25 protein-coding genes, 1 pseudogene and 1 other annotated feature are annotated in these 26988 nt (G+C 37.4%); of the genes and pseudogenes, 19 read left to right on the top strand and 7 right to left on the bottom strand.

Features of this window, described 5'->3' with window-relative positions:
• Window positions 1–118: 118 nt before the first annotated feature.
• From ABN217_RS05505 to ABN217_RS05495, 3 genes are all read left to right on the top strand, one after another.
• Window positions 119–1435 carry an HAAAP family serine/threonine permease gene (locus tag ABN217_RS05505; RefSeq protein ID WP_072069703.1) on the top strand — a complete coding sequence of 439 codons (1317 nt, stop codon included), beginning with the start codon at window positions 119–121 and terminating at the stop codon, window positions 1433–1435.
• Between the two features lie 124 nt (window positions 1436–1559).
• The gene (locus ABN217_RS05500; RefSeq protein WP_349439411.1) at window positions 1560–2924 is read left to right on the top strand and encodes an L-serine ammonia-lyase; all 1365 of its coding nucleotides are present in this window, start codon (window positions 1560–1562) and stop codon (window positions 2922–2924) included.
• Between the two features lie 378 nt (window positions 2925–3302).
• On the top strand, window positions 3303–4973 hold the full coding sequence (locus tag ABN217_RS05495) for a formate--tetrahydrofolate ligase (RefSeq protein WP_349439410.1): 1671 nt from the start codon (window positions 3303–3305) through the stop codon (window positions 4971–4973).
• 149 nt (window positions 4974–5122) lie between these two features.
• On the opposite strand, the gene ABN217_RS05490 is transcribed toward ABN217_RS05495, so the two are convergent.
• Complete coding sequence (locus ABN217_RS05490; protein ID WP_072069705.1) at window positions 5123–6325, bottom strand: serine hydrolase; 1203 nt, start codon at window positions 6323–6325, stop codon at window positions 5123–5125.
• Window positions 6326–6482: 157 nt separating this feature from the next.
• Between ABN217_RS05490 and ABN217_RS05485 the strand changes: the two genes are divergently transcribed.
• Entirely contained in the window at window positions 6483–7103 is a 621-nt protein-coding gene (locus tag ABN217_RS05485) for a glutathione S-transferase family protein (RefSeq protein ID WP_196553361.1), read from the top strand.
• Here ABN217_RS05485 and ABN217_RS05480 read toward each other — a convergent pair.
• Window positions 7100–7921, bottom strand: a complete 822-nt coding sequence (locus ABN217_RS05480) for an SDR family oxidoreductase (protein ID WP_072069707.1) — start codon at window positions 7919–7921, stop codon at window positions 7100–7102. The two genes, ABN217_RS05485 and ABN217_RS05480, sit on opposite strands and share 4 nt — an antisense overlap.
• A 360-nt stretch (window positions 7922–8281) precedes the next feature.
• Window positions 8282–8412: a sequence feature (His leader region), on the top strand.
• 44 nt (window positions 8413–8456) lie between these two features.
• Here ABN217_RS05480 and hisG point away from each other — a divergent pair.
• From hisG to hisIE, 8 genes are read left to right on the top strand one after another with little or no spacing between them, the layout of a single operon-like run.
• Window positions 8457–9356 carry an ATP phosphoribosyltransferase gene (gene hisG / locus ABN217_RS05475; protein WP_072069708.1) on the top strand — a complete coding sequence of 300 codons (900 nt, stop codon included), beginning with the start codon at window positions 8457–8459 and terminating at the stop codon, window positions 9354–9356.
• Between the two features lie 6 nt (window positions 9357–9362).
• Window positions 9363–10691 (top strand): histidinol dehydrogenase, encoded by a 1329-nt coding sequence (gene hisD / locus ABN217_RS05470; RefSeq protein ID WP_349439409.1) that lies wholly within the window; start codon window positions 9363–9365, stop codon window positions 10689–10691.
• Window positions 10681–11763 (top strand): histidinol-phosphate transaminase, encoded by a 1083-nt coding sequence (gene hisC, locus ABN217_RS05465; protein WP_349439408.1) that lies wholly within the window; start codon window positions 10681–10683, stop codon window positions 11761–11763. The genes hisD and hisC overlap by 11 nt, the downstream gene beginning before the upstream one ends.
• Window positions 11764–11808: 45 nt before the next feature.
• Window positions 11809–12876, top strand: a complete 1068-nt coding sequence (hisB, locus tag ABN217_RS05460; RefSeq protein ID WP_349440098.1) for a bifunctional histidinol-phosphatase/imidazoleglycerol-phosphate dehydratase HisB — start codon at window positions 11809–11811, stop codon at window positions 12874–12876.
• A complete protein-coding gene (gene hisH, locus ABN217_RS05455; protein WP_349459162.1) occupies window positions 12876–13466 on the top strand; it encodes an imidazole glycerol phosphate synthase subunit HisH in 591 nt (196 codons plus the stop codon). The genes hisB and hisH overlap by 1 nt, the downstream gene beginning before the upstream one ends.
• Before the next feature lie 6 nt (window positions 13467–13472).
• The gene (gene hisA, locus ABN217_RS05450; protein WP_349440095.1) at window positions 13473–14210 is read left to right on the top strand and encodes a 1-(5-phosphoribosyl)-5-[(5-phosphoribosylamino)methylideneamino]imidazole-4-carboxamide isomerase; all 738 of its coding nucleotides are present in this window, start codon (window positions 13473–13475) and stop codon (window positions 14208–14210) included.
• The gene (hisF, locus tag ABN217_RS05445) at window positions 14192–14965 is read left to right on the top strand and encodes an imidazole glycerol phosphate synthase subunit HisF (protein WP_109400805.1); all 774 of its coding nucleotides are present in this window, start codon (window positions 14192–14194) and stop codon (window positions 14963–14965) included. The genes hisA and hisF overlap by 19 nt, the downstream gene beginning before the upstream one ends.
• Window positions 14965–15582 (top strand): bifunctional phosphoribosyl-AMP cyclohydrolase/phosphoribosyl-ATP diphosphatase HisIE, encoded by a 618-nt coding sequence (gene hisIE, locus ABN217_RS05440; RefSeq protein WP_082151811.1) that lies wholly within the window; start codon window positions 14965–14967, stop codon window positions 15580–15582. The genes hisF and hisIE overlap by 1 nt, the downstream gene beginning before the upstream one ends.
• A gap of 146 nt (window positions 15583–15728) precedes the next feature.
• Here hisIE and yiaY read toward each other — a convergent pair whose 3' ends face one another.
• Window positions 15729–16880, bottom strand: coding sequence for an L-threonine dehydrogenase (gene yiaY, locus ABN217_RS05435; RefSeq protein WP_072069716.1), 1152 nt, complete (start codon window positions 16878–16880; stop codon window positions 15729–15731).
• A 312-nt stretch (window positions 16881–17192) separates the two neighbouring features.
• Between yiaY and ABN217_RS05430 the strand changes: the two genes are divergently transcribed.
• The 3 genes from ABN217_RS05430 to ABN217_RS05420 all read left to right on the top strand — a co-directional run bounded on the left by ABN217_RS05430 (window position 17193) and on the right by ABN217_RS05420 (window position 21528).
• The gene (locus ABN217_RS05430; protein ID WP_349459161.1) at window positions 17193–17681 is read left to right on the top strand and encodes a YbaK/prolyl-tRNA synthetase associated domain-containing protein; all 489 of its coding nucleotides are present in this window, start codon (window positions 17193–17195) and stop codon (window positions 17679–17681) included.
• Window positions 17682–18117: 436 nt separating this feature from the next.
• A complete protein-coding gene (locus tag ABN217_RS05425) occupies window positions 18118–19467 on the top strand; it encodes a dicarboxylate/amino acid:cation symporter (RefSeq protein ID WP_072069718.1) in 1350 nt (449 codons plus the stop codon).
• A 708-nt stretch (window positions 19468–20175) separates the two neighbouring features.
• The gene (locus tag ABN217_RS05420) at window positions 20176–21528 is read left to right on the top strand and encodes a dicarboxylate/amino acid:cation symporter (protein ID WP_115350937.1); all 1353 of its coding nucleotides are present in this window, start codon (window positions 20176–20178) and stop codon (window positions 21526–21528) included.
• An 82-nt stretch (window positions 21529–21610) separates the two neighbouring features.
• Here the strand turns inward: ABN217_RS05420 and nfsB are convergent, their stop codons facing one another.
• Window positions 21611–22264 carry an oxygen-insensitive NAD(P)H nitroreductase gene (nfsB, locus tag ABN217_RS05415; RefSeq protein WP_197269393.1) on the bottom strand — a complete coding sequence of 218 codons (654 nt, stop codon included), beginning with the start codon at window positions 22262–22264 and terminating at the stop codon, window positions 21611–21613.
• A gap of 98 nt (window positions 22265–22362) precedes the next feature.
• On the opposite strand from nfsB, the gene ABN217_RS05410 reads away from it, so the two are divergent.
• Both ABN217_RS05410 and ABN217_RS05405 read left to right on the top strand, forming a co-directional pair.
• Window positions 22363–22731, top strand: a complete 369-nt coding sequence (locus ABN217_RS05410; protein WP_196553369.1) for a winged helix-turn-helix transcriptional regulator — start codon at window positions 22363–22365, stop codon at window positions 22729–22731.
• Between the two features lie 77 nt (window positions 22732–22808).
• Window positions 22809–23259: pseudogene (locus ABN217_RS05405) on the top strand (tyrosine-type recombinase/integrase); the annotation flags it as partial.
• 146 nt (window positions 23260–23405) lie between these two features.
• Here the strand turns inward: ABN217_RS05405 and ABN217_RS05400 are convergent.
• Both ABN217_RS05400 and ABN217_RS05395 read right to left on the bottom strand, forming a co-directional pair.
• On the bottom strand, window positions 23406–23663 hold the full coding sequence (locus ABN217_RS05400; RefSeq protein ID WP_036894997.1) for a colicin E3-like toxin immunity protein: 258 nt from the start codon (window positions 23661–23663) through the stop codon (window positions 23406–23408).
• Window positions 23664–23677: 14 nt separating this feature from the next.
• Window positions 23678–25069 (bottom strand): colicin E3/pyocin S6 family cytotoxin, encoded by a 1392-nt coding sequence (locus tag ABN217_RS05395; RefSeq protein ID WP_349459160.1) that lies wholly within the window; start codon window positions 25067–25069, stop codon window positions 23678–23680.
• Between ABN217_RS05395 and ABN217_RS05390 the strand changes: the two genes are divergently transcribed.
• Window positions 24990–25172, top strand: coding sequence for a hypothetical protein (locus ABN217_RS05390; protein ID WP_349439443.1), 183 nt, complete (start codon window positions 24990–24992; stop codon window positions 25170–25172). The two genes, ABN217_RS05395 and ABN217_RS05390, sit on opposite strands and share 80 nt — an antisense overlap.
• 51 nt (window positions 25173–25223) lie before the next feature.
• Window positions 25224–25283 (top strand): pyocin activator PrtN family protein, encoded by a 60-nt coding sequence (locus ABN217_RS05385; RefSeq protein ID WP_231619389.1) that lies wholly within the window; start codon window positions 25224–25226, stop codon window positions 25281–25283.
• Between the two features lie 135 nt (window positions 25284–25418).
• Here the strand turns inward: ABN217_RS05385 and gnd are convergent, their stop codons facing one another.
• On the bottom strand, window positions 25419–26825 hold the full coding sequence (gene gnd / locus ABN217_RS05380; RefSeq protein WP_023581264.1) for an NADP-dependent phosphogluconate dehydrogenase: 1407 nt from the start codon (window positions 26823–26825) through the stop codon (window positions 25419–25421).
• Window positions 26826–26988: the final 163 nt, after the last annotated feature.

Here is a 26988-nt window from a genome sequence, read left to right as displayed (position 1 = left end):
TACTCAATGCACTCATTTATTCATAATTAAATTTATGTCGTGATTTTTTCTGATAAGAAATAAAATCGCACACTTATTTTTATTCATTATTTTTTACCGCGTTATTTCGGAGAGTATTATGGATACAACCAAAGCTGGTTCTATCGCATCGGGTAACACCCAAGGTGATTACAAAGCATGGCGTAAGTCAGATACAGTATGGATGTTAGGTTTATACGGTACGGCTATCGGTGCTGGTGTTCTATTTTTACCTATCAACGCAGGGATTGGTGGATTAATTCCTCTGTTGATTATGTTAGTTCTTGCATTCCCAATGACCTTCTTTGCACACCGCGGTATGGCTCGCTTTGTGTTATCAGGTAAAAACCCAGGTGAAGATATCACTGAAGTTGTTGAAGAACACTTTGGTAAAACAGCAGGTAAACTGATTACTCTGCTCTATTTCTTTGCTATTTATCCTATTTTATTGGTTTATAGTGTTGCTATCACCAATACAGTAGAAAGCTTTATTGTGAACCAAATGCACATGTCTGCACCACCTCGTGCAATTTTATCACTGGTACTGATCCTTGGTATCATGTCGATTATTCGTTTTGGTGAACAAGCTATCGTTAAAGCAATGAGCGTGTTAGTGTTCCCATTTGTTGCAGTATTGATGGTTTTAGCGCTGTATCTTATTCCTGAGTGGAATAGTGCTATCCTTGATACGCTCTCTTTTGATCACGCAACAACATCAGGTATGGGCCAAGGTCTGTTAGTCACACTATGGTTGGCTATCCCAGTTATGGTGTTCTCTTTCAACCACTCGCCTATTATCTCTGCATTTGCTGTTGCAAAACGAGAAGAATACGGTGAAAACGCTGAGAAAAAATGTTCACGCATTTTAGCTTATGCTCACATTATGATGGTTATCACTGTTATGTTCTTCGTGTTTAGCTGTGTATTTAGCTTAACACCAGAAAACTTAGCAGAAGCAAAAGCACAGAACATCAGTATCCTGTCTTACCTAGCTAACCATTTTGAAGCACCCGTTATTGCTTATATTGCTCCATTTATTGCTTTCGTTGCGATCACTAAATCTTTCTTAGGTCACTACTTAGGTGCTCGTGAAGGTTTCAACGGTTTAATCATCAAATCACTGCGTGAAAAAGGTAAAACAATCGAAAAAGATCGTTTAAACAAAATCACTGCACTGTTTATGCTGGTTACAACGTGGATCGTTGCAACATTAAACCCAAGCATTTTAGGTATGATTGAAACATTAGGTGGCCCAATTATCGCAATGTTACTGTTCCTGATGCCTATGTATGCAATCCGCAAAGTACCAGCGATGAAGAAATACGAAGGCCATATCAGCAACGTATTCGTTGTAATCATGGGTCTTATCGCAATCTCAGCAGTTTTCTATAGCTTAATTAACTCTTTCATGGGCTAATAAGGCATCTAATGGCTACTTTCGTAAAAGGAAGTAGCCATTACAGATTTAGACTTCAAAACTGACACTTATCACTCTAATAATCACACAGTTGCGCCTTTAATTAATTAGGGAGGCGAATATTATGGTTAGCGTCTTTGATATTTTTAAAATTGGTATCGGTCCTTCAAGCTCACACACCGTAGGCCCAATGAAAGCTGGGAAAGAATTCGTTGATATCCTTGCTGAAAAAAACCTTCTCTCTTCTGTTTCCCGCGTTATCGTTGATGTTTATGGCTCTTTATCTTTAACCGGTAAAGGTCACGCCACTGATACGGCAATTATTATGGGATTAGCAGGAAACTTACCCGATACTGTTGATATAGATTCTATTACACCGTTCATTAAACAAGTGGAAGCAACCGGTCGCTTAATGCTAGCAAATGGCATTAAAGAAGTAGATTTCCCTGTTGATGGTGGTATGAATTTTCATAAAAGCAATTTACCCCTCCATGAGAATGGCATGTCCATCACCGCTTATAATGGTGAACAGGTTCTATTAAAAAAAACCTATTATTCTATTGGCGGTGGTTTTATTGTTGATGAAGAGCATTTTGGTCAACCTGAAGAAAATACGGTTCAAGTCCCTTATCCTTATCAATATGCGACTGATTTACGTCGCCACTGTAAAGAAACAGGCCTCTCTTTATCTGCATTAGTGATGCAAAACGAATTAGCATTGCGCAGTAAAGAAGAAATTTCTGCTCATCTCGGTGCCGTATGGGAAGTGATGAAGTCCGGTATTGAGCGTGGTGTTAATACCGAAGGCTTATTACCTGGACCATTACGCGTACCGCGCCGTGCTTCTGCATTACGCCGTATGTTAGTAACAGAAGATAAAACCACAACCGATCCTATGACTGTTGTTGACTGGATCAATATGTTTGCCCTTGCCGTCAATGAAGAAAATGCGGCTGGTGGACGTGTTGTAACAGCACCGACAAACGGAGCATGTGGCATTATCCCTGCTGTACTTTCTTACTACGATAAATTCATTCGTCCTGTAAATGAAAATTCTTATACTCGCTTTTTCTTAGTCGCAGGTGTTATTGGTTCTCTTTACAAAATGAATGCATCTATCTCAGGCGCTGAAGTAGGTTGCCAAGGCGAAGTAGGTGTTGCTTGTTCAATGGCAGCGGGTGCATTAACTGAGCTTTTAGGCGGTAGCCCAGAGCAAGTTTGTATTGCTGCAGAAATTGCAATGGAGCATAACTTAGGGCTTACCTGCGACCCAGTTGCAGGACAAGTACAAGTTCCTTGTATTGAACGTAATGCTATCGCAGCCGTACAAGCCGTAAACTCATCTCGTATGGCTTTGCGTCGTGTCAGCGACCCTCGTATTTGTTTAGATAAAGTCATTGAAACAATGTACGAAACAGGTAAAGACATTAATGCTAAGTATCGTGAAACCTCTCAAGGTGGATTAGCCATTAAAATTTCTTGTGACTAAACCTGAGAGTCCGAAATACAGATATTTATAATGGATAAGGCGCTGATATCAGCGCCTTTTTTATTATTATCTAAAATAAAGGATGATGCTCTTCTCTTTGAACATCTTTTTTGGATGAGATTAAATTATCATCCTTAGTTAAAATACGTGTAGAAGAAAACTCGATATTGAAAAAAAATCTTACTCAATATAAGTAGCAAAATGTCAAAGATAGGAGTCTGTTACAAAAATTATTTAAAGGGTGTGACGATAAACACGTTATCGAATAGAAAATAATTACAACTTAATCAATCTATTGGCCTTATTTAGATCCTTGGCTACAGTTGATGAGTAAAGATCACTAGAGACATCAGAAACGGGATAAAAAAGAGAACTAAAATGAAATCAGATATTCAAATCTCCCAAGAAGCACACCTCTTACCAATTCAAGATATCGCTAAAAATTTAAATATTGATCAAGATGATATCGAGTTTTATGGCAAATACAAAGCTAAATTTAGCCACAGCATTTGGTCTAAAGTTGCTACAAAAAAAACAGGAAAACTCGTTTTAGTCACAGCAATTAATCCTACCCCCGCAGGCGAAGGTAAAACAACCGTCACCGTTGGATTAGGGCAAGCCCTTAACCATATTGGAAAAAGTGCCATTATCGCGTTACGCGAACCCTCATTAGGCCCTTGTTTTGGTATTAAAGGGGGGGCCGCCGGAGGGGGTTATTCTCAAGTTGTACCAATGGAAGATCTTAATCTTCATTTTACTGGCGATTTTCATGCAATTACGTCAGCAAACAATTTACTGGCCGCCATGCTTGATAACTCCATCTATCAAGGTAATCCTTTAAATATCGATCCCAAGCAAATCGTGTTTAAACGTTGTATGGATATGAACGATCGCGCTTTACGAAATATTGTTGTGGGATTGGGTGGCGAAAAAGACGGTATTACAAGAGAAGATAACTTTGTTATTACTGTTGCTTCTGAAATTATGTCAATTCTATGTTTAGCTGAGGATATTCAAGATTTAAAGCAAAGGCTTTCTCAGATCATTGTTGCTTATTCTTACAATGGCAACCCTGTCACTGCCAACGATTTACAAGCTGTTGGCGCAATGGCCAGTTTGTTAAAAGATGCTATTAACCCTAATCTAGTGCAAACACTCGAAAATACGCCTGCAATTATTCATGGTGGCCCATTCGCTAATATTGCTCATGGTTGCAATAGTGTGAGAGCAACAAAATTAGCCCTTCAACTTGCTGATATCACTATTACGGAAGCTGGTTTTGGCGCTGATTTAGGTGCTGAAAAATTCTTTGATATAAAATGCCGAATGAGTGGGTTACGCCCAGATTGTGCAGTGATTGTTGTGACGACAAAAGCACTAAAATACAACGGTGGTTTAGGTAAAGGCGAATGGAATAATGAAGATTTAGTTGCGCTTGAAAAAGGAATTGTAAATCTAGAAAAACATATTGAAAACCTAAAAAAATATGGCTTACCTGTGATTATCTCACTTAATGCCTATATTACTGATAGTGTTGCAGAACATCAGTTTATAGAGCAATTTTGTCTAGATAGAGATTGTCGATTTGCAATTACAAAAGTGTGGGAAAAAGGAGGCGCAGGCGGTATTGAATTAGCAAATCAAGTCATTGATACACTTGAAAATGAGCATAGCCAATTTCAATTAATTTATCCTGATAATGCCTCGCTTAATGAAAAAATTAATACTGTCGCAAAAGAGATCTATGGAGCAAATGGTGTGACCTATAGCCAACATGCTCGCAATATGTTGGAAAAAATAGAAAATATGGGGTTCGGCCATTTCCCTGTATGTATGGCAAAAACACAATATTCACTCTCAGATAATCCCGCGTTATTAGGTCGCCCTACTGATTTTACGATAAATGTGCGTGAAGTGTATGTTTCAGCAGGTGCCGGTTTTGTTGTTGTGTTGACAGGCTCTATTACCACTATGCCTGGATTACCGAAAACACCAGCGGCCATTGCCGTAAATGTTGATAATCAAGGGAAGATTGATGGACTTATATAAACGCTAAAGTGTGCAATCTCTTTATTTCATTAAATACAAAAAAATCCGTAATCGTATTTCAATTACGGATTTTTTGTACAAAAACAACAACGAGTCTTTCTTTATGGGTGAAATCTCAGTAACGCGTTGATAAAACTATTATTGATAAATTAACCAAAAATAGCGTTGAACCAGCCAGATACTGTTTTAACCACAAAATCCCAGATACGACTAAAGAAACCACCTTCTTCAACCGCTTCTTTTACCACTAAAGGACGTTGTTCAATGACTTCATCGTTTAATAAAAAGTTAACTGTACCCACAACCTGATTTTGCGTTAAAGGTGCTTCTAATACTGGATTGGTTAAAGTAAACGAGGCTTTTAAATTTTTCAGTTCACCTTTAGGAATAGTGATTGAAGCATCATTAGCTACACCTAAAGCCACTTCACCTTTATCGCCATACCATACTTTTTGTGTTGTTAGTGGTGTATTTTCTTTAACTGGTGTTACCGTTTCAAAAAAGCGGAAACCCCAACCTAATAATTTTTCACTTTCAGCAAAACGGACTTTATCTGATGGAGTTCCTAAAACAACCGCAATTAAGCGCATATCACCTTCAGTTGCTGAAGATACAAGGTTATATCCAGCACCATTCGTGTGACCGGTTTTCACGCCATCAACATTCATATTCTTATTCCACAATAAACGATTGCGGTTTGGCTGACGAATATTGTTGAATGTAAATTCTTTTTCTTTATGTATTTCGTATTCTGATGGTACATCACGGATCATAGCCGCTGTTAACAGTGCCATATCTTGCGCTGTTGTATATTGCCCGTCAGAATCTAATCCATGGACTGTTTTAAAATGTGTATTGGTTAAACCGAGATTTTTGGCATAGGAGTTCATTAAATCCACAAAGGTTTCCTGACTACCCGCAACATGTTCAGCTAATGCGATACTAGCATCATTACCTGATTGAATGACCATACCTCTATTTAAATCAATAACTTTGACCTGATCACCCGGTTTCAAGAACATCAATGATGAACCTTTTAATACCGGATTACCTGTTGCCCATGCATTGCGCCCTACAATCACCATATCGTCTGGCGACATCCGCCCTTCTTTGATGGCTTGTCCAACCACATAACTACTCATGATTTTTGTCAGACTTGCGGGATCTAAACGCTCATCAGGTTTTTCCGATGCCAGAATTTTTCCGCTATTGTAATCCATTAATACATAAGATTTTGCCTCTATTTGAGGAGGTACAGGATTATTTACCGCAAATGAAGGACTAGAAATAATTAGCAGTAAACCCATTCCCGCGGTAACCTTACCCAGAACAGATGGAATATTTTTTTTCATTACCGATCACCCTTTTATATCAATTTGTTAAAGCTTTCCTACTATATGGCTTTCTGGAATAAGACGCCAACATTGATATATAGAGATTTATCTTATATTCATGTTTAACGCCCTATAGAGGGAAATTTTATTACTTATCGTGGTTTAGGAGACCTTTATGTTAAAAGTCTGGGGTAGAAAAAACTCATCTAACGTTAAAAAAGTTCTTTGGTGCTTAAAGGAGTTAAACGTACCTTATGAGCAAATTGATGTTGGTGGTCCATTTGGTGGACTCAATGAAGCAAATTATTTAGCAATGAATCCCAACGCTTCTATCCCAACATTACAAGATGATGACTTTGTTTTATGGGAGTCTAATACCATTATTCGTTATTTATGCTCAAAATATGAGAATAACGCACTCTATCCAATTGATCCTAAACAACGAGCAAATGTAGAAAAATGGATGGATTGGTCAAATGGCAGCCTATTTTCACCCATTCAACAAATGATGATAATGATTGTTCGCACACCTAAAGAGCAACAGAACCCCGAGCTTGTTGAAGCATTAAAAGAAAAGCTTAACAAACTGATCAAAATTGCAGATAACCAACTGGCAAAAACAACTTATTTTGCTGGAGATGAAATCTCTCTTGCTGATATCGCTATCGCGCCACTGGTTTATCCATGGCTCGAGGTTTGTAAAGATAGACCTCACTTCCCACATATTGAGCGCTGGTTTGCACAATTAAGTGAAAGATCTATTTTCCGTGATGTTGTATTACTGCCTATAAGTTAATTCATTGGCATTTTGTCGGGATCTGGATAATGATAATGGAATCCAAGATCTCGACAGATCTCCTGACCGTCAATTTCCCGTATTAACGGCTTCTCTTCATCTGCAAATTCAGGGGGAATAAGATCAAGTTGAGAGGATACTCTTGAGTAAAAATCTTTCTTTTTAGGATGAATTGGGGCACATAAATTATATAAATGACCACCTTCGTTTTGTGCAAGCAGTTGTTCAACCGCAAAAATCACATCATCTAAATGAACTAAATTGACACACTGATGCGCGCCTTTTACTTGTTTTTTACCCGATAAAAAACGTCCGGCATGACGACCTGGGCCAACTAACCCAGCTAATCGAAGAATATCAACAGTGGTTAACGGTAAACGATGTAACCAGTTTTCAACTTCAGCTAACATTTTTGCCGATTGTGTTTCTGGTCGAATATCCATTTCTTCTGTGATATTACCTGTTTGATTGCCATATACAGAAGTAGAGCTAATGTAAATCACTCTTGTAACATGGCGAGACATTGCACTATCCACTAACGTTTGAATAGCTTCAACATAATCATAACCGCCACCAGCGGCACTTGGCGGCAACGTGATGATCAGTACGTCAGTTTCCATTAAGTAATCAAAATCATCTCTATCACATTCAATTGCGGGTGTTAAATTCACTAAACAGCAATCAACGCCACTCATTCTTGCTGCTTCTACGCCATCTTCGGTGGTTTTAGTCCCTTTAACTTGATAACCTGCATCACGCAACGCAGCGGCAAGTGGTAAACCTAACCAACCTAATCCAACGATGGTTATTCGTTTCATTTTGCTCCCCTACTTAAATGGCTTAGTTAAAGTATGCTATAAAATTTTCATTTCGCCATTACATATAAATACTACTTATATTTCGTTAATTTTTAGCATACCCCTATATACTCGCTCACTTGCGACATTAAGTAAATAAGAGAAATATTAAAATAGCATTAAAAACAAAAGGTTACAAAATAATTAAATTATTATTAAAAAATAGGTTGCTTTTCACTTTGCAAATCATGTAGGTTGAAAGGCAGACAAATTCTGAATGTTGGTTACTACATACATACAAATTAATAGTAACGAGCACATCAAATAACAAATAGTGTAATTAGCTAGGAAAATAATTATGTATAGCATTCAACTAAACCACCATCATCACCATCATCCTGACTAGTCTTTCAGGCGATGAGTGCTGGAAGACGTTTAAGTAACGCTTCCGGTGGTCTGAATGCAGACAAACAATAAAAACCCCGGAAGGCAACTTCCGGGGTTTTTTTATAGCTAATTTTCAAACAAAAAATTAAGACAAGGACAGGGTAATATTATGTTAGACAAAACAAGATTAAGAATAGCAATGCAAAAATCAGGTCGTTTAAGTGATGAGTCTCGTGCCCTTTTAGCACGTTGTGGCATCAAAATTAACTTAAACCAACAACGTCTGATCGCTTATGCGGAAAATATGCCAATCGATATTTTACGTGTAAGAGATGACGATATTCCAGGTCTGGTGATGGACGGTGTGGTTGATTTAGGAATTATTGGGGAAAACGTATTAGAAGAAGAGTTATTAAAACGCCGAGCACAAGGCGAAAACCCGAGTTATCTCACACTACGACGTCTTGATTTTGGTGGTTGCCGTTTATCTCTTGCAACCCCTGTTGATTTTAACTATCAAGGTGCTGAATGCCTAGATAATACACGCATTGCCACCTCTTACCCCAATCTACTAAAACGTTATTTAGACCAAAAAGGTATCAAGTTTAAATCATGCCTATTAAATGGTTCTGTTGAAGTCGCTCCTCGTGCAGGTCTTGCTGACTCTATCTGTGACTTAGTTTCTACTGGTGCAACATTAGAAGCTAACGGTTTAAAAGAAGTTGAAGTTATTTATCGTTCAAAAGCGTGTTTGATCCAACGCGACGGGGAAATGGAAACCGACAAACAAGCCCTTATCGACCGTTTACTGACGCGTATTCAAGGCGTTATCCAAGCTCGAGAATCAAAATACATTATGTTACACGCACCAAGTGATTGCCTCGAAGATGTCATTGCGTTACTTCCTGGTGCTGAAAGACCAACTATTCTGCCTCTTGCAGGTGACCAGAATCGCGTTGCAATGCACATGGTCAGCAGTGAAACCCTATTCTGGGAAACAATGGAAAAGTTAAAAGCATTAGGTGCAAGTTCAATTCTTGTTTTACCAATTGAAAAAATGATGGAATAAGGTGAAATGATGAAAACGGGTTTTAATACATTAACTTACTGGAATGAATGCACACAAGAACAGCAACAAGTGCTATTAACTCGCCCTGCTATTTCAGCATCCGGTTCAATTACAGAACAAGTTGCTAGCATCATTTCACAGGTACGCAATGATGGGGATAAAGCGCTTAAAGCACTTAGCCAAAAATTCGATAAGGCAGCGCCGGAAAGTGTTTTGGTGCCAAAAACGCAAATTGATGAAGCCACAACAAGACTTAATAACGAAATAAAACAAGCAATAGCACAGGCGATGAATAATATTCGCCGTTTTCATGAAGCTCAAATTCCTAACACTATTGAAGTAGAAACTCAGCCAGGAGTATTTTGTCAACAAGTAAGCAGACCCATTGATGCAGTAGGACTTTATATTCCTGGTGGCTCGGCTCCATTACTTTCAACCGTAATGATGTTAGGTATCCCAGCGCGTATTGCAGGTTGTCGCAAAGTTATTCTTTGCTCTCCTCCTCCTATTGCTGATGAAATTTTATATATTGCTCAACAAATTGGTATTGATGAAATTTTCCAAGTCGGTGGTGCGCAGGCGATTGCGGCAATGGCGTTTGGTACAGAATCTATTCCTAAAGTAGATAAAATCTTTGGCCCCGGTAATGCTTATGTTACCGAAGCCAAACGCCAAGTCAGCCAATCACTACAAGGTGCAGCTATTGATATGCCAGCAGGCCCTTCAGAAGTTTTGGTGATTGCTGATGCCGATGCAAATCCTGCATTTATTGCTGCTGACTTACTGTCACAAGCAGAGCACGGCCCTGATTCACAAGTTGTGTTATTAACTCCAGATGAAACATTAGCCAAAGCAGTTATTGCTGAAACTGAAACACAACTTACACAATTAAGCCGAGCTGAAATTGCCAAACAAGCTTTAGCTGAAAGTCGAGTCATTATTACTCGCGATCTCAATCAATGTATTGAAATCAGCAATAGCTATGGCCCTGAGCACTTGATTATTCAAACTAATGATGCTGATACACGTGTTGATAGCATTACCAGTGCTGGTTCTGTTTTTCTTGGTGCTTGGTCTCCTGAATCAGCGGGAGATTATGCTTCAGGCACTAATCACGTTTTACCGACTTATGGCTACACCTCAACCTACTCAAGTTTAGGTTTGGCTGACTTTATGAAACGCATGACTGTACAAAAACTCACGGCACAAGGTTTATCTGATTTAGCACAAACTATTGAAATATTAGCGCAAGCTGAACAATTAACCGCTCACAAAAATGCAGTCACACTTCGTGTTAATGCTTTGGCTCAGGGGAAAAATAACGATGAAAAATGAATTTGATATCACCTCACTTGCCCGGAAAAATGTACGTGAGTTAACGCCTTATCAGTCGGCAAGACGTTTAGGCGGGAATGGTTCGGTTTGGTTAAATGCAAACGAATACCCTGTTGCACCCGAATTTACTTTTAATGAAAAAAATTTAAACCGTTACCCTGAGTGTCAGCCTGTTAATGTCATTAATCGTTATGCCGCATATGCGGGTGTTAATCCAAATCAAGTCTTAGTCAGCCGTGGTGCAGATGAAGCCATTGAACTGCTTATTCGTGCTTTTTGCGAACCGGGTAAAGATGCAGTGCTTTATTGCCCTCCTACTTACGGCATGTATAGCGTAAGTGCAGAAACATTTGGTATAGAACAACGTGTTATTCCTACGCTCGCTGATTGGAACCCCGATGTTAAAACAATGTCATCACAGCTTGATAATGTAAAACTGATCTATCTTTGTAGCCCTAATAACCCAACTGGAAACATTGTTAACCCTTCACTTATTCGTGATGTATTAGAACTTGCTAAAGGTAAAACTATAGTTGCAGTTGATGAAGCTTATATAGAATTCTGCCCACAAGCATCCATTGTTTCATGGCTTGAAGATTATCCGAATTTAGTCATTTTGCGAACCTTATCGAAAGCATTTGCATTAGCTGGATTGCGCTGTGGATTTACGCTTGCCAATCCACCCATCATTGAATTATTGCTAAAAGTGATCGCACCATATCCACTGTCAACACCTGTTGCCGACATTGCAGCACAAGCATTAACTGAAGCGGGTATTGACGTGATGAAAAATCGTGTTGCTGAAATATCACGTAACAGAACGGTTTTATCTGATGCATTAAAAAAATTACCGAATGTTGAGCAGGTTTATAACAGCGAAACCAACTATATTTTAGTGAAATTCACTGATGCTAATCTGGTTTTCCGTACTTTATGGGAGCAAGGGATCATTTTACGCGATCAACAACGTCAATATGGGCTTAATGGTTGCTTGCGTATTTCTATCGGTACAACCGAAGAATGTGATAGCGTGATCAATGCCATAAAAAATATTCAAACTGCAAACGTATAAAATATAAAACGATAACAATAAAAATCGCAACTGAGGGAACTTACCATGAGCCAAAAAATTCTTTTTATTGACCGTGATGGTACTTTAATCACCGAGCCACCTACAGATTATCAAGTTGATAGACTCGATAAACTCGCCTTTGAAAATGACGTGATCCCCGCACTGACCGCGCTACAAAAGGCCGGTTACAAGCTTATTATGATCACTAATCAAGATGGATTAGGCACAGAAAGTTTTCCTCAGGCAGATTTTGATCCGCCACATAATTTGATGATGCAAATTTTCTCATCACAAGGAATAACCTTTGATGATGTTTTAATTTGTCCTCATAAACCTGAAGATAACTGCCCTTGTCGCAAACCTGAAACAGGGCTTGTCACACAATACTTAGTTGATGGTGCACTCGATAAAGATAACAGCTACGTTATTGGTGATAGACAAACAGATATTCAGTTAGCTGAAAATATGGGTATTAAAGGCTTACTTTATAATACCAATGAGCTTAATTGGACGGTCATCACAGAACAACTCACCAAAAAAGATCGCTACGCTCACGTTGAGCGTAAAACAAAAGAGACGCAAATTGCTATTGATATCTGGCTTGATCGTGAAGGTGACAGCCAAATCAGCACTGGTGTTGGTTTCTTTGATCATATGCTTGATCAAATTGCCACTCATGGCGGTTTTCGTATGAATATCGACGTACAAGGCGACTTAGTGATTGACGACCACCACACTGTTGAAGACACGGGCCTTGCTTTAGGTGAAGCCCTGCGTGAAGCATTGGGTGATAAACGCGGCATTGCTCGCTTTGGTTTTACATTACCGATGGATGAATGCCTTGCAAGCTGTGCATTAGATATTTCAGGTCGCCCACACCTTGAATACAAAGCAGAATTTAAATATCAACGTGTCGGTGATCTAAGTACGGAAATGATAGAACACTTTTTCCGTTCACTCTCTTACACCATGGGTTGCACATTACACCTAAAATCGAAAGGCAAAAACGATCACCACAAAGCGGAAAGCTTATTTAAAGTCTTTGGTCGTACATTACGCCAAGCCATTCGTGTTGAAGGTAATACTTTACCAAGCTCAAAAGGTGTTCTGTGATGAAAGTGGTTATTCTTGATACAGGTTGTGCCAATTTAGCCTCTGTCGCTTATGCCGTTAAGCGACTCGGTTATGATCCCATTATTTCCTATGAAAAAAACGTTGTACTATCTGCGGATAAACTCTTTTTACCTGGTGTGGGAACGGCTCGCGCAGCAATGGAACAACTGGAAGCGCGCGAATTAATTCCTTTAATTAAAGCGTTAACACAGCCTGTTTTAGGGATTTGTTTAGGTATGCAAATATTGGCTTCACTAAGCGAAGAAGGAAAAGGTGTTCCTTTATTAGGGCTCGTTGATGGCACCATTGATAAGTTAAATACAGCAGGTTTACCGTTACCTCATATGGGTTGGAATCAAGTATTAGCGAAACCTGCTCATCCTCTTTTTCGTTCTCTTGATAACGATGCTTGGTTCTATTTTGTTCACAGTTATGGTTTAGCATTAAATGAATCAACCATTGCCGAAACTGAATATGGCTCTCGTTTTAGTAGCGCAATTCAAAAAGATAATTTTTATGGTGTGCAATTTCACCCAGAGCGCTCTGGAAAATCTGGAGCTCAACTTATCAAGAATTTTTTGGAGATGTAACGCGTTATGATCATTCCAGCATTAGATTTGATTGACGGGAAAGTTGTCCGTCTTCATCAAGGTGATTACGCCAAGCAACGCGATTACGATGATAATCCGCTGATTCGTTATCAACAATATGAAAGAGACGGTGCAAAACTGCTTCATTTAGTAGATCTAACGGGTGCAAAAGATCCTTCAGCTCGCCAAATTTCACTATTAAAAGAGCTTGTTGCTTGTGTGAATGTACCAGTACAAGTAGGTGGAGGTATTCGCACTGAAGCTGATGTAAAATCATTACTCGATGCAGGAGCAAGTAGAGTTGTTATTGGCTCTACCGCGATCAGTCAGCCCGAAATGGTAAAAACTTGGTTTGAGCGTTATGGCGCAGATAGCATTGTATTAGCCCTTGATGTTCGTATTGATAAACAAGGCAAAAAATGGGTAGCGGTGAGTGGCTGGCAAGAGAATTCTCTTTATACCCTCGAAGAGATCATCGAACTTTATCAAAGTGTCGGGTTAAAACATGTGTTGTGTACTGATATTTCTCGTGACGGCACATTAACAGGCTCTAACGTTGAATTGTATACAGAAATTAGCCAACGTTTTCCTGACATTTTATTTCAAGCTTCTGGTGGTATTGGTAATTTACAAGATATCGCAGCACTTCCGGCATCTGGCGTCGCTGGTATTATTGTTGGTAGAGCATTATTAGAAGGCAAATTTACATTAAAAGAGGCGATATCATGCTGGCAAAACGCATAATTCCTTGTCTTGATGTTCGTGATGGACAAGTTGTTAAAGGTGTTCAATTTCGAAATCATGAAATCATTGGTGATATTGTTCCTCTTGCTGAACGCTATGCCAAAGAAGGCGCTGATGAGCTTGTATTTTATGATATTACCGCCTCTTCTGATGGTCGAGTTGTTGATAAAAGCTGGGTGTCACGTGTAGCTGAAGTCATTGATATTCCATTTTGTGTTGCTGGTGGCATTCGTTCCGTTGAGGATGCAGGAAAAATTCTCTCTTTTGGGGCAGATAAGATTTCGATCAACTCCCCTGCGCTTTCTGATCCAACATTGATTTCACGCTTAGCAGAACGTTACGGTGTGCAATGTGTTGTTGTAGGCATTGATACTTGGTTTGATGAAAAAACAGGTGAATACCTAGTTTATCAATTCACTGGGGATGAAAAACGCACTCAACAAACACATTGGAAAACACTTGATTGGGTACGTGAAGTTCAGAAGCTAGGCGCGGGTGAAATTGTTTTAAATATGATGAATCAAGATGGTGTCAGACAAGGTTATGACTTGAAACAATTAGCTCAAGTACGCCAAGTTGCCGATGTACCTCTTATTGCTTCTGGTGGTGCTGGCGAGATGTCACACTTTCTTGATGCCTTTAAATTAGCCAATGTTGATGGCGCACTTGCAGCGTCTGTTTTTCACAAGCAAATTATTAATATTAACGAATTAAAACAATATCTTGCAGAAAATGACGTTAAGGTAAGAATATAATGAATAGTGAAACATTAGCGCAATTAGATTGGGAAAAAGTGGATAATCTTATGCCTGTTATTATCCAAAATGCCATTTCAGGTGATGTATTAATGCTAGGCTACATGAATAGAGAAGCGCTAGATGTGACACTAAAAAGTAGAAATGTCACTTTCTATTCTCGTACTAAACAACGTTTATGGACAAAAGGTGAAACATCAGGCAATTTTCTCAAGTTAGTCAATATTTATCCTGACTGTGATAATGATACTTTACTTATTTTAGCGAATCCGATTGGACCAACTTGCCATAATGGCACTGAGAGTTGCTTTGCTCCTGCACAAAGCCAGTGGGGATTTCTCTATGAGCTGGAAAATATATTACGTGAGCGTAAAAATGCCTCACCAGATAGCTCTTACACTGCCCGTCTTTACGCCAGTGGTACAAAACGAATAGCTCAAAAAGTCGGAGAAGAAGGTGTAGAAACCGCATTAGCTGCCACAGTTAATGATAGAGAAGAGCTAAGAAATGAAGCCTCTGATCTGCTCTATCACTTAATGGTATTGTTACAAGACCAATCATTATCACTCTCTGATGTCATTGGTTGCTTGCAAGAGCGTCATAAAAAAGCTGAATAATTTCTAGCTAATTAGCCCTATCTAGAGCTACCAAACGAGAAAATAACACATAAACAAAAAAGCACCTCATGAGATTTTGAGGTGCTTTTATTACTCAGTTAAGACATAAAAATAACAAAGATTAGTTGTTATTTATTTCTTGAGTATTACATTGCTTGGCGGAATAACTCGATAACATCACTTTCAGTGCCCTGAACAGGGTTAGTGATTGCACAAGCATCTTTCAGCGCATTTTCAGCTAATGTTTTGAAGTCTTCTTCTTTTACGCCTAATTCTTTCAGACCTGCTGGAATACCCACATCTTTAGCCATTTTACGAATTTCTTCGATACACGCTTTAGCGCCTTGCTCATCGCTCATTGCAGAAACATCAACACCCATTGCTTGTGCGATATCTTTTAAACGACCCGCGGCAGCTTGGATGTTATAAGCTTGAACATGAGGTAATAACACTGCATTACACACACCATGAGGTAAATTATAGAAGCCACCTAATTGGTGAGCCATAGCATGCACATAACCTAAAGAAGCGTTATTAAATGCCATACCCGCTAAGAATTGTGCGTAAGCCATATTTTCACGTGCTTGCTCATCACCGCCGTTATCAACAACTTTACGTAAAGACTCACTGATCATAGTAACTGCTTTTAATGCACACGCATCAGTGATTGGGTTTGCGGCAATTGAAACATACGCTTCAACAGCATGAGTTAATGCATCCATACCTGTTGCTGCGGTTAAGCCTTTTGGCATACCAATCATTAATTCTGAGTCATTTACAGACAAGATTGGGGTAACGTTTTTATCAACGATAGCCATTTTAATATGACGAGCAGTATCAGTGATGATACAAAAACGCGTCATTTCAGAAGCCGTACCTGCGGTAGTATTAATAGAAATTAAAGGTAATTGAGGTTTTGCAGAACGATCAACACCTTCATAATCAGCGATTTTTCCGCCATTAGAAGCCACTAACGCGATACCTTTAGCGCAATCATGTGGAGAGCCACCACCTAAAGAAATCACACAGTCACATTGATTTTCTTTCAGCAAAGCTAAACCTGCTTCTACGTTTTCAACCGTAGGGTTTGGTGCAGTACCATCATAAGTTACACTAGAAATACCAGCTTCTGTCAGTAACTTACTGACTTTATCAACAACACCCAGTTGATTTAAAATACTATCAGTGACGATAAGTGCCTTATGAAAGCCAAAGTCTTTCATTGAACTTACCGCTTCAGCCAGACAACCCGAACCAATTTTATTTACAGAAGGGATATAGAATGTTGAAACTGCCATTATTGACTTCCTTTTTAGTAATTAAATCTATGTTTTAATATGTTCTATTCTTTTTGTTCTTAAATTGATCATCATCAAGATAATGAATAAATATCAATTTGTTTGTCATGTTATTACAGGTAATTAAATAAAGAAGCCCAATTACCCTATTAATTCAATAGGATAATACTATTAACATATTATCATTTGTAACAAAATAATTTGAAAAGCTTATCAAAATAATCAAAACCAACCATAAACATCACAGCAGAATATTTTTTTTAAAGTCGTATAATGACCTTAAATAAATAACTTATTAATCAGGAGTCATTGATGTCTTTGACTATTTTTGAGCAACTGACTGCTTTATTAGATCAAAATCATGCTACTTACCGTGTAATGGAACACCCTACCGCAGGTCGTTCTGAAGAAGTTGCAAAAATAAGAGGAACACAATTAGGACAGGGAGCAAAAGGACTTGTTTGCCATATTAAAGGTAACGGTATTAAACAACATGTTCTTGCAATATTACCCGCTGATAAACAAGCCGATCTATCAAAGCTTGCGCATCAAATTGGTGGAACTAGAGCGTCTCTAGCAAGCCCTAAGGAAGTTGATGATCTTACCCAATGTGTATTTGGTGCTATCCCTCCCTTTAGTTTTCACCCAGCGTTAAAGCTTGTGGCTGACCCGCTACTTTTTGAACGCTTTGATGAACTCGCTTTTAATGCGGGTACATTAGAACGCTCAATTATTCTTAATACGCAAGATTACAAACGAATTGCACAACCTGAATTAATTTCTTTTATTCGTGAAGAATAAAGTGAGTAATAAAAAGAGCTAATTTATTTTTAACAATTACCCTCGTCATCATTCAGCTAAGGGTAATTGTTATCATGATATCAATTCTTACTGTATATATAGATTTACACGCCAAAAGCAATATTTAAATTATCTGCTCAAAAACCTCGCCAAGATTTAATACTAACAATTATTTAAAAATTAGATTTTATCTCTTAAATTACACACTCGGTTACATTTAATACCAAAAAATGTACGAAATAGAATTTTTTTACTATTTTTTTCGATTCAGCACTCAATAATTAACTAAATAGATTTTATGTTATTGACCTGATTTACTCGTACATTTAAGTTAGCATCAATAAAATTACAATAATGTAAAATTTTATTTACAACTCTGTTTTTTTCTAACTTATAAATATATAAATAATGTACCAATAGGTGCAGGGACACTTTCATGCAAACTTCAACTAAAAAACAACCGCTTTATAAAGTATTATATGTGCAAGTGATTGTTGCTATTTTACTCGGCATCTTACTTGGTCACTTCTATCCTGACGTTGGTGAATCATTTAAACCACTTGGTGATGCTTTTATTAAAATCGTAAAAATGATCATCGCACCGGTTATCTTCTTAACTGTCGTAACGGGTATTGCTGGTATGAATAATATGAAAGCGGTAGGCACAGTCGCGGGTAAATCCATGGCTTACTTCCTTACTTTCTCTACCATTGCATTAATTATCGGTTTAATTGTTGCAAATATTATTCGCCCTGGTGATGGTCTCAATATTTCTCCAGCCTCATTAGATGCGAGCAAAGTAGAAAGTTATGTAGCAAAAGCGCATGACTCTTCAATTGTTGGCTTCTTAATGAATATTATTCCTGATACGGTTATTAGCCCATTGGTTAATGGGAATATTTTACAAGTACTATTTGTTTCTGTGATCTTTGGTATTGCCTTAGCGTCTATCGGTGCTCGTGGTGAACCGGTTCTTAAATTTTTACAAAACTTCTCTGAACCTGTATTCAAAATGGTCGGTATGCTAATGAAATTAGCCCCTATCGGTGCTTTTGGTGCAATGGCCTTTACCATTGGTAAATATGGTATTTCATCAATCAGTAACTTGGTATTACTTGTTCTGACTTTCTATATAACTTCATTATTATTCGTTCTTGTCGTGTTAGGTGCTGTTGCAAAATATAATGGCTTCTCTATTCTCTCTTTAATTAAATATATAAAAGATGAGCTTTGGTTAGTATTAGGGACATCTTCTTCAGAAGCGGCTTTACCTAGCTTAATGCGTAAAATGGAAAATGTAGGTTGTAAAAAATCAGTTGTCGGTTTAGTTATTCCAACAGGTTATTCCTTTAACTTAGACGGCACTAACATCTATATGACCATGGCAGCTTTATTTATTGCACAAGCTACTGGTATCGACCTTTCATTAACAGAACAAATTACACTGCTTTTAGTCGCAATGATAAGTTCAAAAGGTGCTGCTGGTGTTACTGGTGCAGGCTTTATTACTTTAGCTGCAACTTTATCCGTTGTACCAAGTGTTCCTGTTGCAGGTATGGCATTAATTCTAGGCATTGACCGCTTTATGTCAGAGTGTCGTGCATTAACCAATCTTGTGGGCAATGCTTGCGCCTGCATCGTGGTTGCTCGTTGGGAAAATGCCTTAGATAAAGAAAGAATGAATGATGTCTTTAGTGGTAGAACATCAAGTGAATTTATTGAAGATGCTCCATTAGATGCTATTGAAATTGAATCTGATAATGCAATTAAAATCCCAGTGAAATAAAAAGTATTTTTTATAATCAATAGAAGAGCACTTATGTGCTCTTCTATTTTTCATATCTATTACCTTCAAAAATAAATACTTATTTTTTTATAATTTATAAATAAGAAATAATATTATGAACAAACTAAAAGAACTAATAAAATAGATATTCACTAAAATTTCTATTTTCTGCAATCATAATACCTCTCTGTTTATTTTAATACGAGATATCTCAGAATTCCGCTCAATATTCGCCTTTATTATTCTTTCTGAATTTTTCTTTGTTTGTTGGTTAGAATTTATTTTTATTACGGATTTTGTGAATGGTACATACTTTCCATAATAAACCTGAGAATAAAAATAATTTGCTTATTACCTCTTAAACCGATTTCTCCTCGTCCATTTTTGTTTACATCTCACTTTTTTTATTCACTTTAAAATCGATTTAAATATACATATCATTAAATAAGCGCAATAAAACCAAACAAAAAAATAATTTTATTAACCTAATGTTTAGGTTAAATAAATTTCAAAAAAAACATAAAAACAGGAATTAAAATCTAATTTTTTAGATGAAGAGCACAATATTTGATAAAATCAACTTTATTTTATTGACCTAGTTTACTCATACCTTTAAGTTACCTGTCACAACAAAATAAATGTAAATAATAATTTACATCATAATTTCTTTTTTATTTAGTCAATATCTTTCAGTTACAGGGAATTTTTATGCAGACTTCATCCCGCAAGCTCCCCTTTTATCGTGTGTTATATATCCAAGTCATTATAGCTATCATTTTCGGTATTTTATTAGGCCATTTTTATCCTGATATTGGTGAATCTTTCAAACCGTTAGGTGATGGATTTATCAAAATAGTAAAAATGATCATTGCTCCTGTTATTTTTCTAACCGTAGTAACCGGCATTGCTGGTATGAACAATATGAAAGCCGTTGGAAAAGTAGCGGGTAAATCGATGATTTACTTTCTTACATTTTCTACAATTGCACTTGTTATTGGATTAATCACTGCCAATATTATTCGCCCTGGTGATGGTTTAAATATCTCTCCTGAATCATTAGACAGTAGCCGAGTAGAAATGTATGTCACTCAGGCACACAGCTCTTCTCTTGTTGATTTTTTCATGAATATCATCCCTGATACTATCGTTAGCCCATTAGTTAACGGCAATATCTTACAAGTGCTGTTTGTTTCTGTGATTTTTGGTTTGGCATTAGCATCAATAGGCTCACGAGGTGAACCTGTATTAAAATTCTTACAGCATCTTTGCGATCCGGTTTTTAAGATGGTTGGTATGCTAATGAAGTTAGCGCCTATTGGTGCTTTTGGTGCAATGGCTTTTACTATAGGCAAATACGGCATTTCTTCCATTGGTAATTTAATGTTGTTGGTGATTACTTTTTATCTAACTGCATTACTTTTTGTGTTGGTAGTTTTAGGTGCTGTTGCTAAATATAATGGTTTTTCTATCCTCTCTTTAATTAAATACATAAAAGATGAGCTTTGGTTGGTATTAGGCACCTCTTCATCTGAAGCTGCGTTGCCCACATTAATGAGTAAAATGGAACAACTTGGCTGTAAAAAATCAGTCGTTGGTTTAGTTATTCCTACTGGTTATTCCTTTAATTTGGATGGTACTAATATCTATATGACCATGGCGGCATTATTTATCGCTCAAGCAACAGGCGTTGATTTGTCGTTAACAGAGCAAATTACATTACTGTTTGTTGCCATGATCAGCTCAAAAGGTGCAGCAGGTGTTACAGGAGCTGGTTTCATTACTCTTGCCGCAACATTATCGGTTGTTCCTAGCGTTCCCGTTGCCGGTATGGCTTTGATCCTAGGTATTGATCGTTTTATGTCAGAATGTCGCGCATTAACTAATCTTGTGGGTAATGCTTGCGCTTGTATTGTTGTCGCTCGCTGGGAAAATGCATTAGACAAAGAGAAAATGAATGATGTTTTTAGTGGAAATGTATCAATAGAAACCAAGCTAGATTCTGATTTAGTATCAGAGAAAATAAATGAAAAAACACACTATATAAAAGCATCTGAACAATAGTTTTTATATTTCTTAATAAAATACAAAATATCACGAGAAAACCTCACTTTATTAAGTGAGGTTTAAATCAAAAACTTAAAATTTAAATATCTGTGATAATTTCACTCTGTGGCAATCTTGATTTTGGCAAATTGTAGTTGAAATCATCTTCTTCTCTATAGCCTAATGCAACAATTGCCACGGCATGGAGGCCTTTATCATTTAAAGAAAATGTTGAATCTATTTTTGATAGGTCAAAGCCTTCCATTGGTAAAGCATCAATTCCTAACGTTGCAGCTCCTAATAACAAAGAGCCCATATTTAAATAAACTTGTTTCTCTATCCAATGAGATAAATCATCAAGTTGCTTTTCATGTAAATTAACAAAAAATGATCGAGCAAGTTTATTCTGCTCTTTAAATTCTGCTGTAGAATATCGTCCAGCTTTATCTTCTAATTCAAGCAGATGAGAGAGATATTCTTCAGATAAAGCATTTTTTGCACACATAACCACAACATGTGAAGCACTTAATATTTTCTCTTTATTAAATTCATATCCGCCTTCTGTTGATCCCGCAATTTTCTGCTTTGCATCATCACTTTTTGCTATAAAAAAATGCCATGGCTGAGTATTCACACTTGATGGGCTTAGTTGTAATAATGCTTTTATTTGTTCTAACTCTTGCTCAGGGATCACTTTATTTTTATCAAAATGTTTTGTCGCATAACGTGTTTTCAATATCTTTAATAAATTCATTTATTACACCTATTCCAAATAAGACACTTGTATCTGTGCTATTTTAATAATAATTTACCATCTAGCAAGTACGCACAATTTATGTATATAGGATACAAATGGATACTGTCAAAAAGAACAGATATAACAACTATACCTATGATGGATGCCCGGTTGAGGCTTCTTTAGAGCTAATGGGAGGTAAAGGAAAAGGCATGATCCTTTACCATTTACAGGGGAAAATACTGCGGTTTAATGAACTAAAAAGAAAACTTATTTCAATAACGCCTAGAATGCTAACTAAACAATTACGTGAACTTGAGTCTGATGGGCTTATTGAGCGCAAAGTATATGCCGAAATTCCACCCAAAGTTGAATATAGATTAAGTGAAGACGGAGAATCACTCTCTCACGTTTTAGCTGCACTACAAAGCTGGGGAGAAGAAAGAGCAATACCTCTATTAGAAAAATCTGCCCATAGGAAATAAAGATAATTAAAATAGACGATTTCAGTTAATTAACATGCATATTAAGCTTAGTTTTAAAGTAAGTTTAAATAGGTATTATTCCATACAGGGATATTTTTATGTTTTCTATACTTTCATGTATGCGAATAGGTGAAGTCTGTAAGATTTTATGGACTGATGTCGATTATGCTAGTCGTTCGGTTTTAGTTATAGATAGAAAAGATCCAAGAAAAAAAATCGGCAATCACATGGTGGTGCCTTTACTTGGTGAAGCTTGGGAAATTTTGAGCCGACAAAGCAAAACTAATGATAGGATTTTTCCATATAATTCTCAGTCTGTATCTAAAGGTGTTCACAAGGTTAGGGATAAACTGGGAATTATTGACTTCCGATATCACGACCTTAGACGTGAAGGCGCTAGTCGTTTATTTGAGGCAAGATTTAGTATAGAGGAAGTAGCACAAGTCACTTGCAACCCTCTGGCAAGTTTACACTGAACTGTTCCCCCAAACGTTACATGACAAATATAACATGCTCACTAATAAATAAATTCAGCCTTATGATTTACATCTATTCTCATTCTCTTATTGTAGGATAGATGTTACCCACGATATTAACACGCCAGTTAATGAATACCCGCCACTCATCCGTGAGTAACGGGTATTCGCCTTCCTTTCATCCCTGACGATAATTAATTACCACTTATCTCGGTAAGCAAAAGCAATAAAATAATCATACTTATTTTGTTCAATTTTATGAGTTATATGCTTTTGAATTGTATCTATCCATTCTTTTTCCAAGTCAAACTCACCATTATTGATAATATTCTCATTTTTTGGATTAACCGTTTCTCCAATTAAAAAATCGTCATCTCCAAAATCTTTGGAATATTCTTCACCAATAAAGTCTTCTGTCTTTTTATCGAACCAATAAACTCTTAATTTCAATCCCATGATTTGTCATCTCCTTATAAATATTTTTTGATATTGCGTTTCGGATCTGCCGGTTTAAGTTGCTTACCCGTTTTCGGGTCAAATGCCCCAATATGTTGTCCATCGCTAGCACGATAACCTTCAATTTCACCATGCTGATAATCCCACTCATAAATTTTACGTCCTTTATCCCCGAGCCAACGAGCTCGTTTACCAGCTCCGCCTTGCTTAGGTGTTTTGGGCTTGCTTTCTTTTAATTCCCCCAATCCCTTAATATCTTGAGTTTTCGGTGGCTCATGGTAACCATGACCTTTTTCCTTAACGCCCTGGCGTTTTTTATCCTGCTCAGCCTTAAGCTTATCCTCAGCGGCTTTTTTCTTTCCTTCTGCTTTTTTTCGCGATTCGAGGATAGGAGCTAGGATTTCCTCCGATTTGGCTAATTGATTGTTATATGATACTACCTGATCACCAAGTCGCTCATAAAATAGTTTAATTAGGTAAGTTTGTATTCTATCTGGCTTATTTATAGCTATTCTTTTTTCTACTTCACCTAAATATGCACCCATTCCTTTAGTTAGAAGAGTATTAAGTAGAATCTTATCAGCAATCTTAACTTCAACTTTGGTCACACTAATTTGCTTATTATCCTGTTTATAAACAAGAGGATTTTTAACAGGATCAGCTAATGTTAAACCTTCTGGTGTGGCTTTGAGTTTATTAATAACAGCAACTTGTGCCTGATACTGTTTATCAATATTCGCTAATCTTTTCTTGGCTTCTTCAAGCTCTAATAATGCAGCTTCTAACGGATGCAATGTCGACCATTCAGCCCATTCTGTTTCTACTATTTGCTTTTCATTATTGACATCAATGACATCAATAATAGAGACATAAAGAGCTTCATGTTTACCACCAAAATCAACAATGGCATGATGGGTCTTTAATTTAGATGAAGGAATATAGTATCCAGCATTAGGCTTAGAGTTGATGATCACCTGTTTATTTTTATCTGCTTTGTTTTCAGAAACGCTAATACGCACTGGCTTGGCACCCGCAATAATAGGGGCCGTATAAATGTTAGGTGTGCTTGTTGCTGTTGCCTTTACGATTGGAATACTAATAGCCTGACCTGTAGATACAATGGTTCGTTGCTTTCCAGTATTCTTATCTAAAGCAGACATGACCTGAGTATGTATGCTTAATGATTTTTTTTTACCAATATCACTAATTTGATTAGTAACAATATCCGCAGGCATTGTGGTAACTTTGCGTGCTTTATTTCTATCAAATATATCCCTATCCAAAATGCCATAATTATTCAATAAAGCCATTTCAGCTTGAGTAGACATGATATTGCTACTTGGCCACAATCCTTCGATTGCAATTCCAACACCTGTAACCCTAGCAAGCTTTGGCGCAACTGACATTGCTTCAACTGCACTAGTTCTTAGCGCTGTTAGTGATTTAGAAAAAGCACTCTTAACGTTAGCGGAAACAAATGGACTTGATGTAAAACTGAGAACTCCTTGATAAGTAAGAAAATCTAAAGCAGGAAGAAAAGCTAATGCAGGTGAATTACCGATACCAACATATCGCTTAAATGATAGTCAAAAATCAACTAGGATGATCCATTGTAAATGACTTAGCATCTTATATAGACCAGCAAAGAGACGAGGCTGTAATTGAATTTAATCGCTCAAAATAAAAAAGGTGCTCATTAATAAGCACCTTTTATTTGTTATATTAATCGAGATATAACTTAATATTTAATCTTACTTATTCCATCCACTCTGTGTGGAATACGCCATCTTTATCAGTGCGTTTATACGTATGTGCACCAAAGTAGTCACGTTGTGCTTGGATTAAGTTTGCTGGCAATACTTCTGCACGATAGCTATCGTAGTAAGAAATAGCAGCAGAGAATGTTGGCGTAGGAATACCAGCTTGTACACCGTAACAAACAACATCACGTAGCGCTTGTTGGTAATCATCCGCGATTTGTTTGAAGTAAGGCGCTAACAGCAGATTTGCAATACTTGCATCTTCATTATATGCATCTGTAATTTTTTGCAGGAATTGCGCACGAATGATACAACCCGCACGGAAAATCTTCGCGATTTCACCGTAGTTTAAATCCCAGTTATATTCATCTGATGCCGCTTTCAGTTGTTGGAAACCCTGCGCATAAGAAACAATTTTTCCTAAATACAGTGCACGACGAACATTTTCAATAAAGGCTTTTTTGTCACCAGAGAATGCTTTAGGGGTTGGGCCTGATAATACTTTAGATGCCGCCACACGTTGATCTTTTAATGAAGAGATATAACGAGCAAACACAGATTCAGTGATAAGAGTAACAGGTACACCTAAGTCTAAAGAGCTTTGGCTAGTCCATTTACCAGTACCTTTATTTGCAGCTTCATCAAGGATAACATCAACAAGGTATTTACCTTCATCATCTTTTTTACGGAAAATATCAGCAGTAATCTCAATCAAGTAGCTACTTAATTCACCTTTATTCCACTCAGTGAAGGTTTCTGCTAATTCTTCATTAGTCAGGCCTAAAGAGTGTTTTAATACGGAATAGGCTTCTGCGATCAATTGCATATCGCCATATTCAATACCATTGTGAACCATTTTCACATAGTGACCCGCGCCATCAGCACCGATATAAGTCACACAAGGTTCGCCTTCAGCAACAGCCGCAATTTTTTCAAGGATTGGCGCGACTAATTCGTAAGCTTCTTTTTGTCCGCCAGGCATGATTGAAGGGCCTTTTAATGCACCTTCTTCACCGCCAGAAACACCTGTGCCGATGAAATTAAAGCCTTGCGCTGATAACTCACGGTTACGACGAATAGTGTCTTTAAAGAATGTATTTCCGCCATCGATAAGGATATCGCCTTTATCTAAATGCGGTGTCAATGCAGCAATTGTTTTATCCGTTGCTTCACCCGCTTTTACCATTAATAAGATACGGCGCGGTTTTTCTAACGAATCAACAAACTCTTCAATAGAATAATTCGGAACCAGTTTTTTACCTGGATTTTCAGCGATAACTTCATTAGTTTTATCGCTTGAGCGGTTGTAGATAGAAACAGAATAACCGCGGCTTTCAATATTTAGCGCTAGGTTACGTCCCATTACTGCCATACCAACCACGCCGATTTGCTGTTTTGACATGAAAATAACTCCCGTCTGAAAATAAACCTGCCAGTATCAATGTACTGACAATTTGTTAACCTGATCACATAGTAACTCACTCTCTCACTTGGTGGTAGTTATTGATGTAATTGGTATCACAATCTTTTATACAAAATGAAATTATTACCCTTCTATTGATAAT

Source organism: Proteus sp. fly-1067 (genome assembly GCF_040139345.1).
GTDB lineage: Bacteria > Pseudomonadota > Gammaproteobacteria > Enterobacterales > Enterobacteriaceae > Proteus > Proteus vulgaris_B.
This window is presented reverse-complemented; position numbering and strand designations above follow the sequence as displayed.

Bases quoted from the DNA above. Each gene is read 5' to 3' on its own strand.
- ABN217_RS05505 (WP_072069703.1), top strand. From the start codon at position 119: ATGGATACAACCAAAGCTGGTTCTATCGCATCGGGTAACACCCAAGGT.
- ABN217_RS05500 (WP_349439411.1), top strand. From the start codon at position 1,560: ATGGTTAGCGTCTTTGATATTTTTAAAATTGGTATCGGTCCTTCAAGC.
- ABN217_RS05495 (WP_349439410.1), top strand. From the start codon at position 3,303: ATGAAATCAGATATTCAAATCTCCCAAGAAGCACACCTCTTACCAATT.
- ABN217_RS05490 (WP_072069705.1), bottom strand. From the start codon at position 6,325: ATGAAAAAAAATATTCCATCTGTTCTGGGTAAGGTTACCGCGGGAATG.
- ABN217_RS05485 (WP_196553361.1), top strand. From the start codon at position 6,483: ATGTTAAAAGTCTGGGGTAGAAAAAACTCATCTAACGTTAAAAAAGTT.
- ABN217_RS05480 (WP_072069707.1), bottom strand. From the start codon at position 7,921: ATGAAACGAATAACCATCGTTGGATTAGGTTGGTTAGGTTTACCACTT.
- hisG (WP_072069708.1), top strand. From the start codon at position 8,457: ATGTTAGACAAAACAAGATTAAGAATAGCAATGCAAAAATCAGGTCGT.
- hisD (WP_349439409.1), top strand. From the start codon at position 9,363: ATGATGAAAACGGGTTTTAATACATTAACTTACTGGAATGAATGCACA.
- hisC (WP_349439408.1), top strand. From the start codon at position 10,681: ATGAAAAATGAATTTGATATCACCTCACTTGCCCGGAAAAATGTACGT.
- hisB (WP_349440098.1), top strand. From the start codon at position 11,809: ATGAGCCAAAAAATTCTTTTTATTGACCGTGATGGTACTTTAATCACC.
- hisH (WP_349459162.1), top strand. From the start codon at position 12,876: ATGAAAGTGGTTATTCTTGATACAGGTTGTGCCAATTTAGCCTCTGTC.
- hisA (WP_349440095.1), top strand. From the start codon at position 13,473: ATGATCATTCCAGCATTAGATTTGATTGACGGGAAAGTTGTCCGTCTT.
- hisF (WP_109400805.1), top strand. From the start codon at position 14,192: ATGCTGGCAAAACGCATAATTCCTTGTCTTGATGTTCGTGATGGACAA.
- hisIE (WP_082151811.1), top strand. From the start codon at position 14,965: ATGAATAGTGAAACATTAGCGCAATTAGATTGGGAAAAAGTGGATAAT.
- yiaY (WP_072069716.1), bottom strand. From the start codon at position 16,880: ATGGCAGTTTCAACATTCTATATCCCTTCTGTAAATAAAATTGGTTCG.
- ABN217_RS05430 (WP_349459161.1), top strand. From the start codon at position 17,193: ATGTCTTTGACTATTTTTGAGCAACTGACTGCTTTATTAGATCAAAAT.
- ABN217_RS05425 (WP_072069718.1), top strand. From the start codon at position 18,118: ATGCAAACTTCAACTAAAAAACAACCGCTTTATAAAGTATTATATGTG.
- ABN217_RS05420 (WP_115350937.1), top strand. From the start codon at position 20,176: ATGCAGACTTCATCCCGCAAGCTCCCCTTTTATCGTGTGTTATATATC.
- nfsB (WP_197269393.1), bottom strand. From the start codon at position 22,264: ATGAATTTATTAAAGATATTGAAAACACGTTATGCGACAAAACATTTT.
- ABN217_RS05410 (WP_196553369.1), top strand. From the start codon at position 22,363: ATGGATACTGTCAAAAAGAACAGATATAACAACTATACCTATGATGGA.
- ABN217_RS05400 (WP_036894997.1), bottom strand. From the start codon at position 23,663: ATGGGATTGAAATTAAGAGTTTATTGGTTCGATAAAAAGACAGAAGAC.
- ABN217_RS05390 (WP_349439443.1), top strand. From the start codon at position 24,990: ATGATATTGCTACTTGGCCACAATCCTTCGATTGCAATTCCAACACCT.
- ABN217_RS05395 (WP_349459160.1), bottom strand. From the start codon at position 25,069: ATGTCAGTTGCGCCAAAGCTTGCTAGGGTTACAGGTGTTGGAATTGCA.
- gnd (WP_023581264.1), bottom strand. From the start codon at position 26,825: ATGTCAAAACAGCAAATCGGCGTGGTTGGTATGGCAGTAATGGGACGT.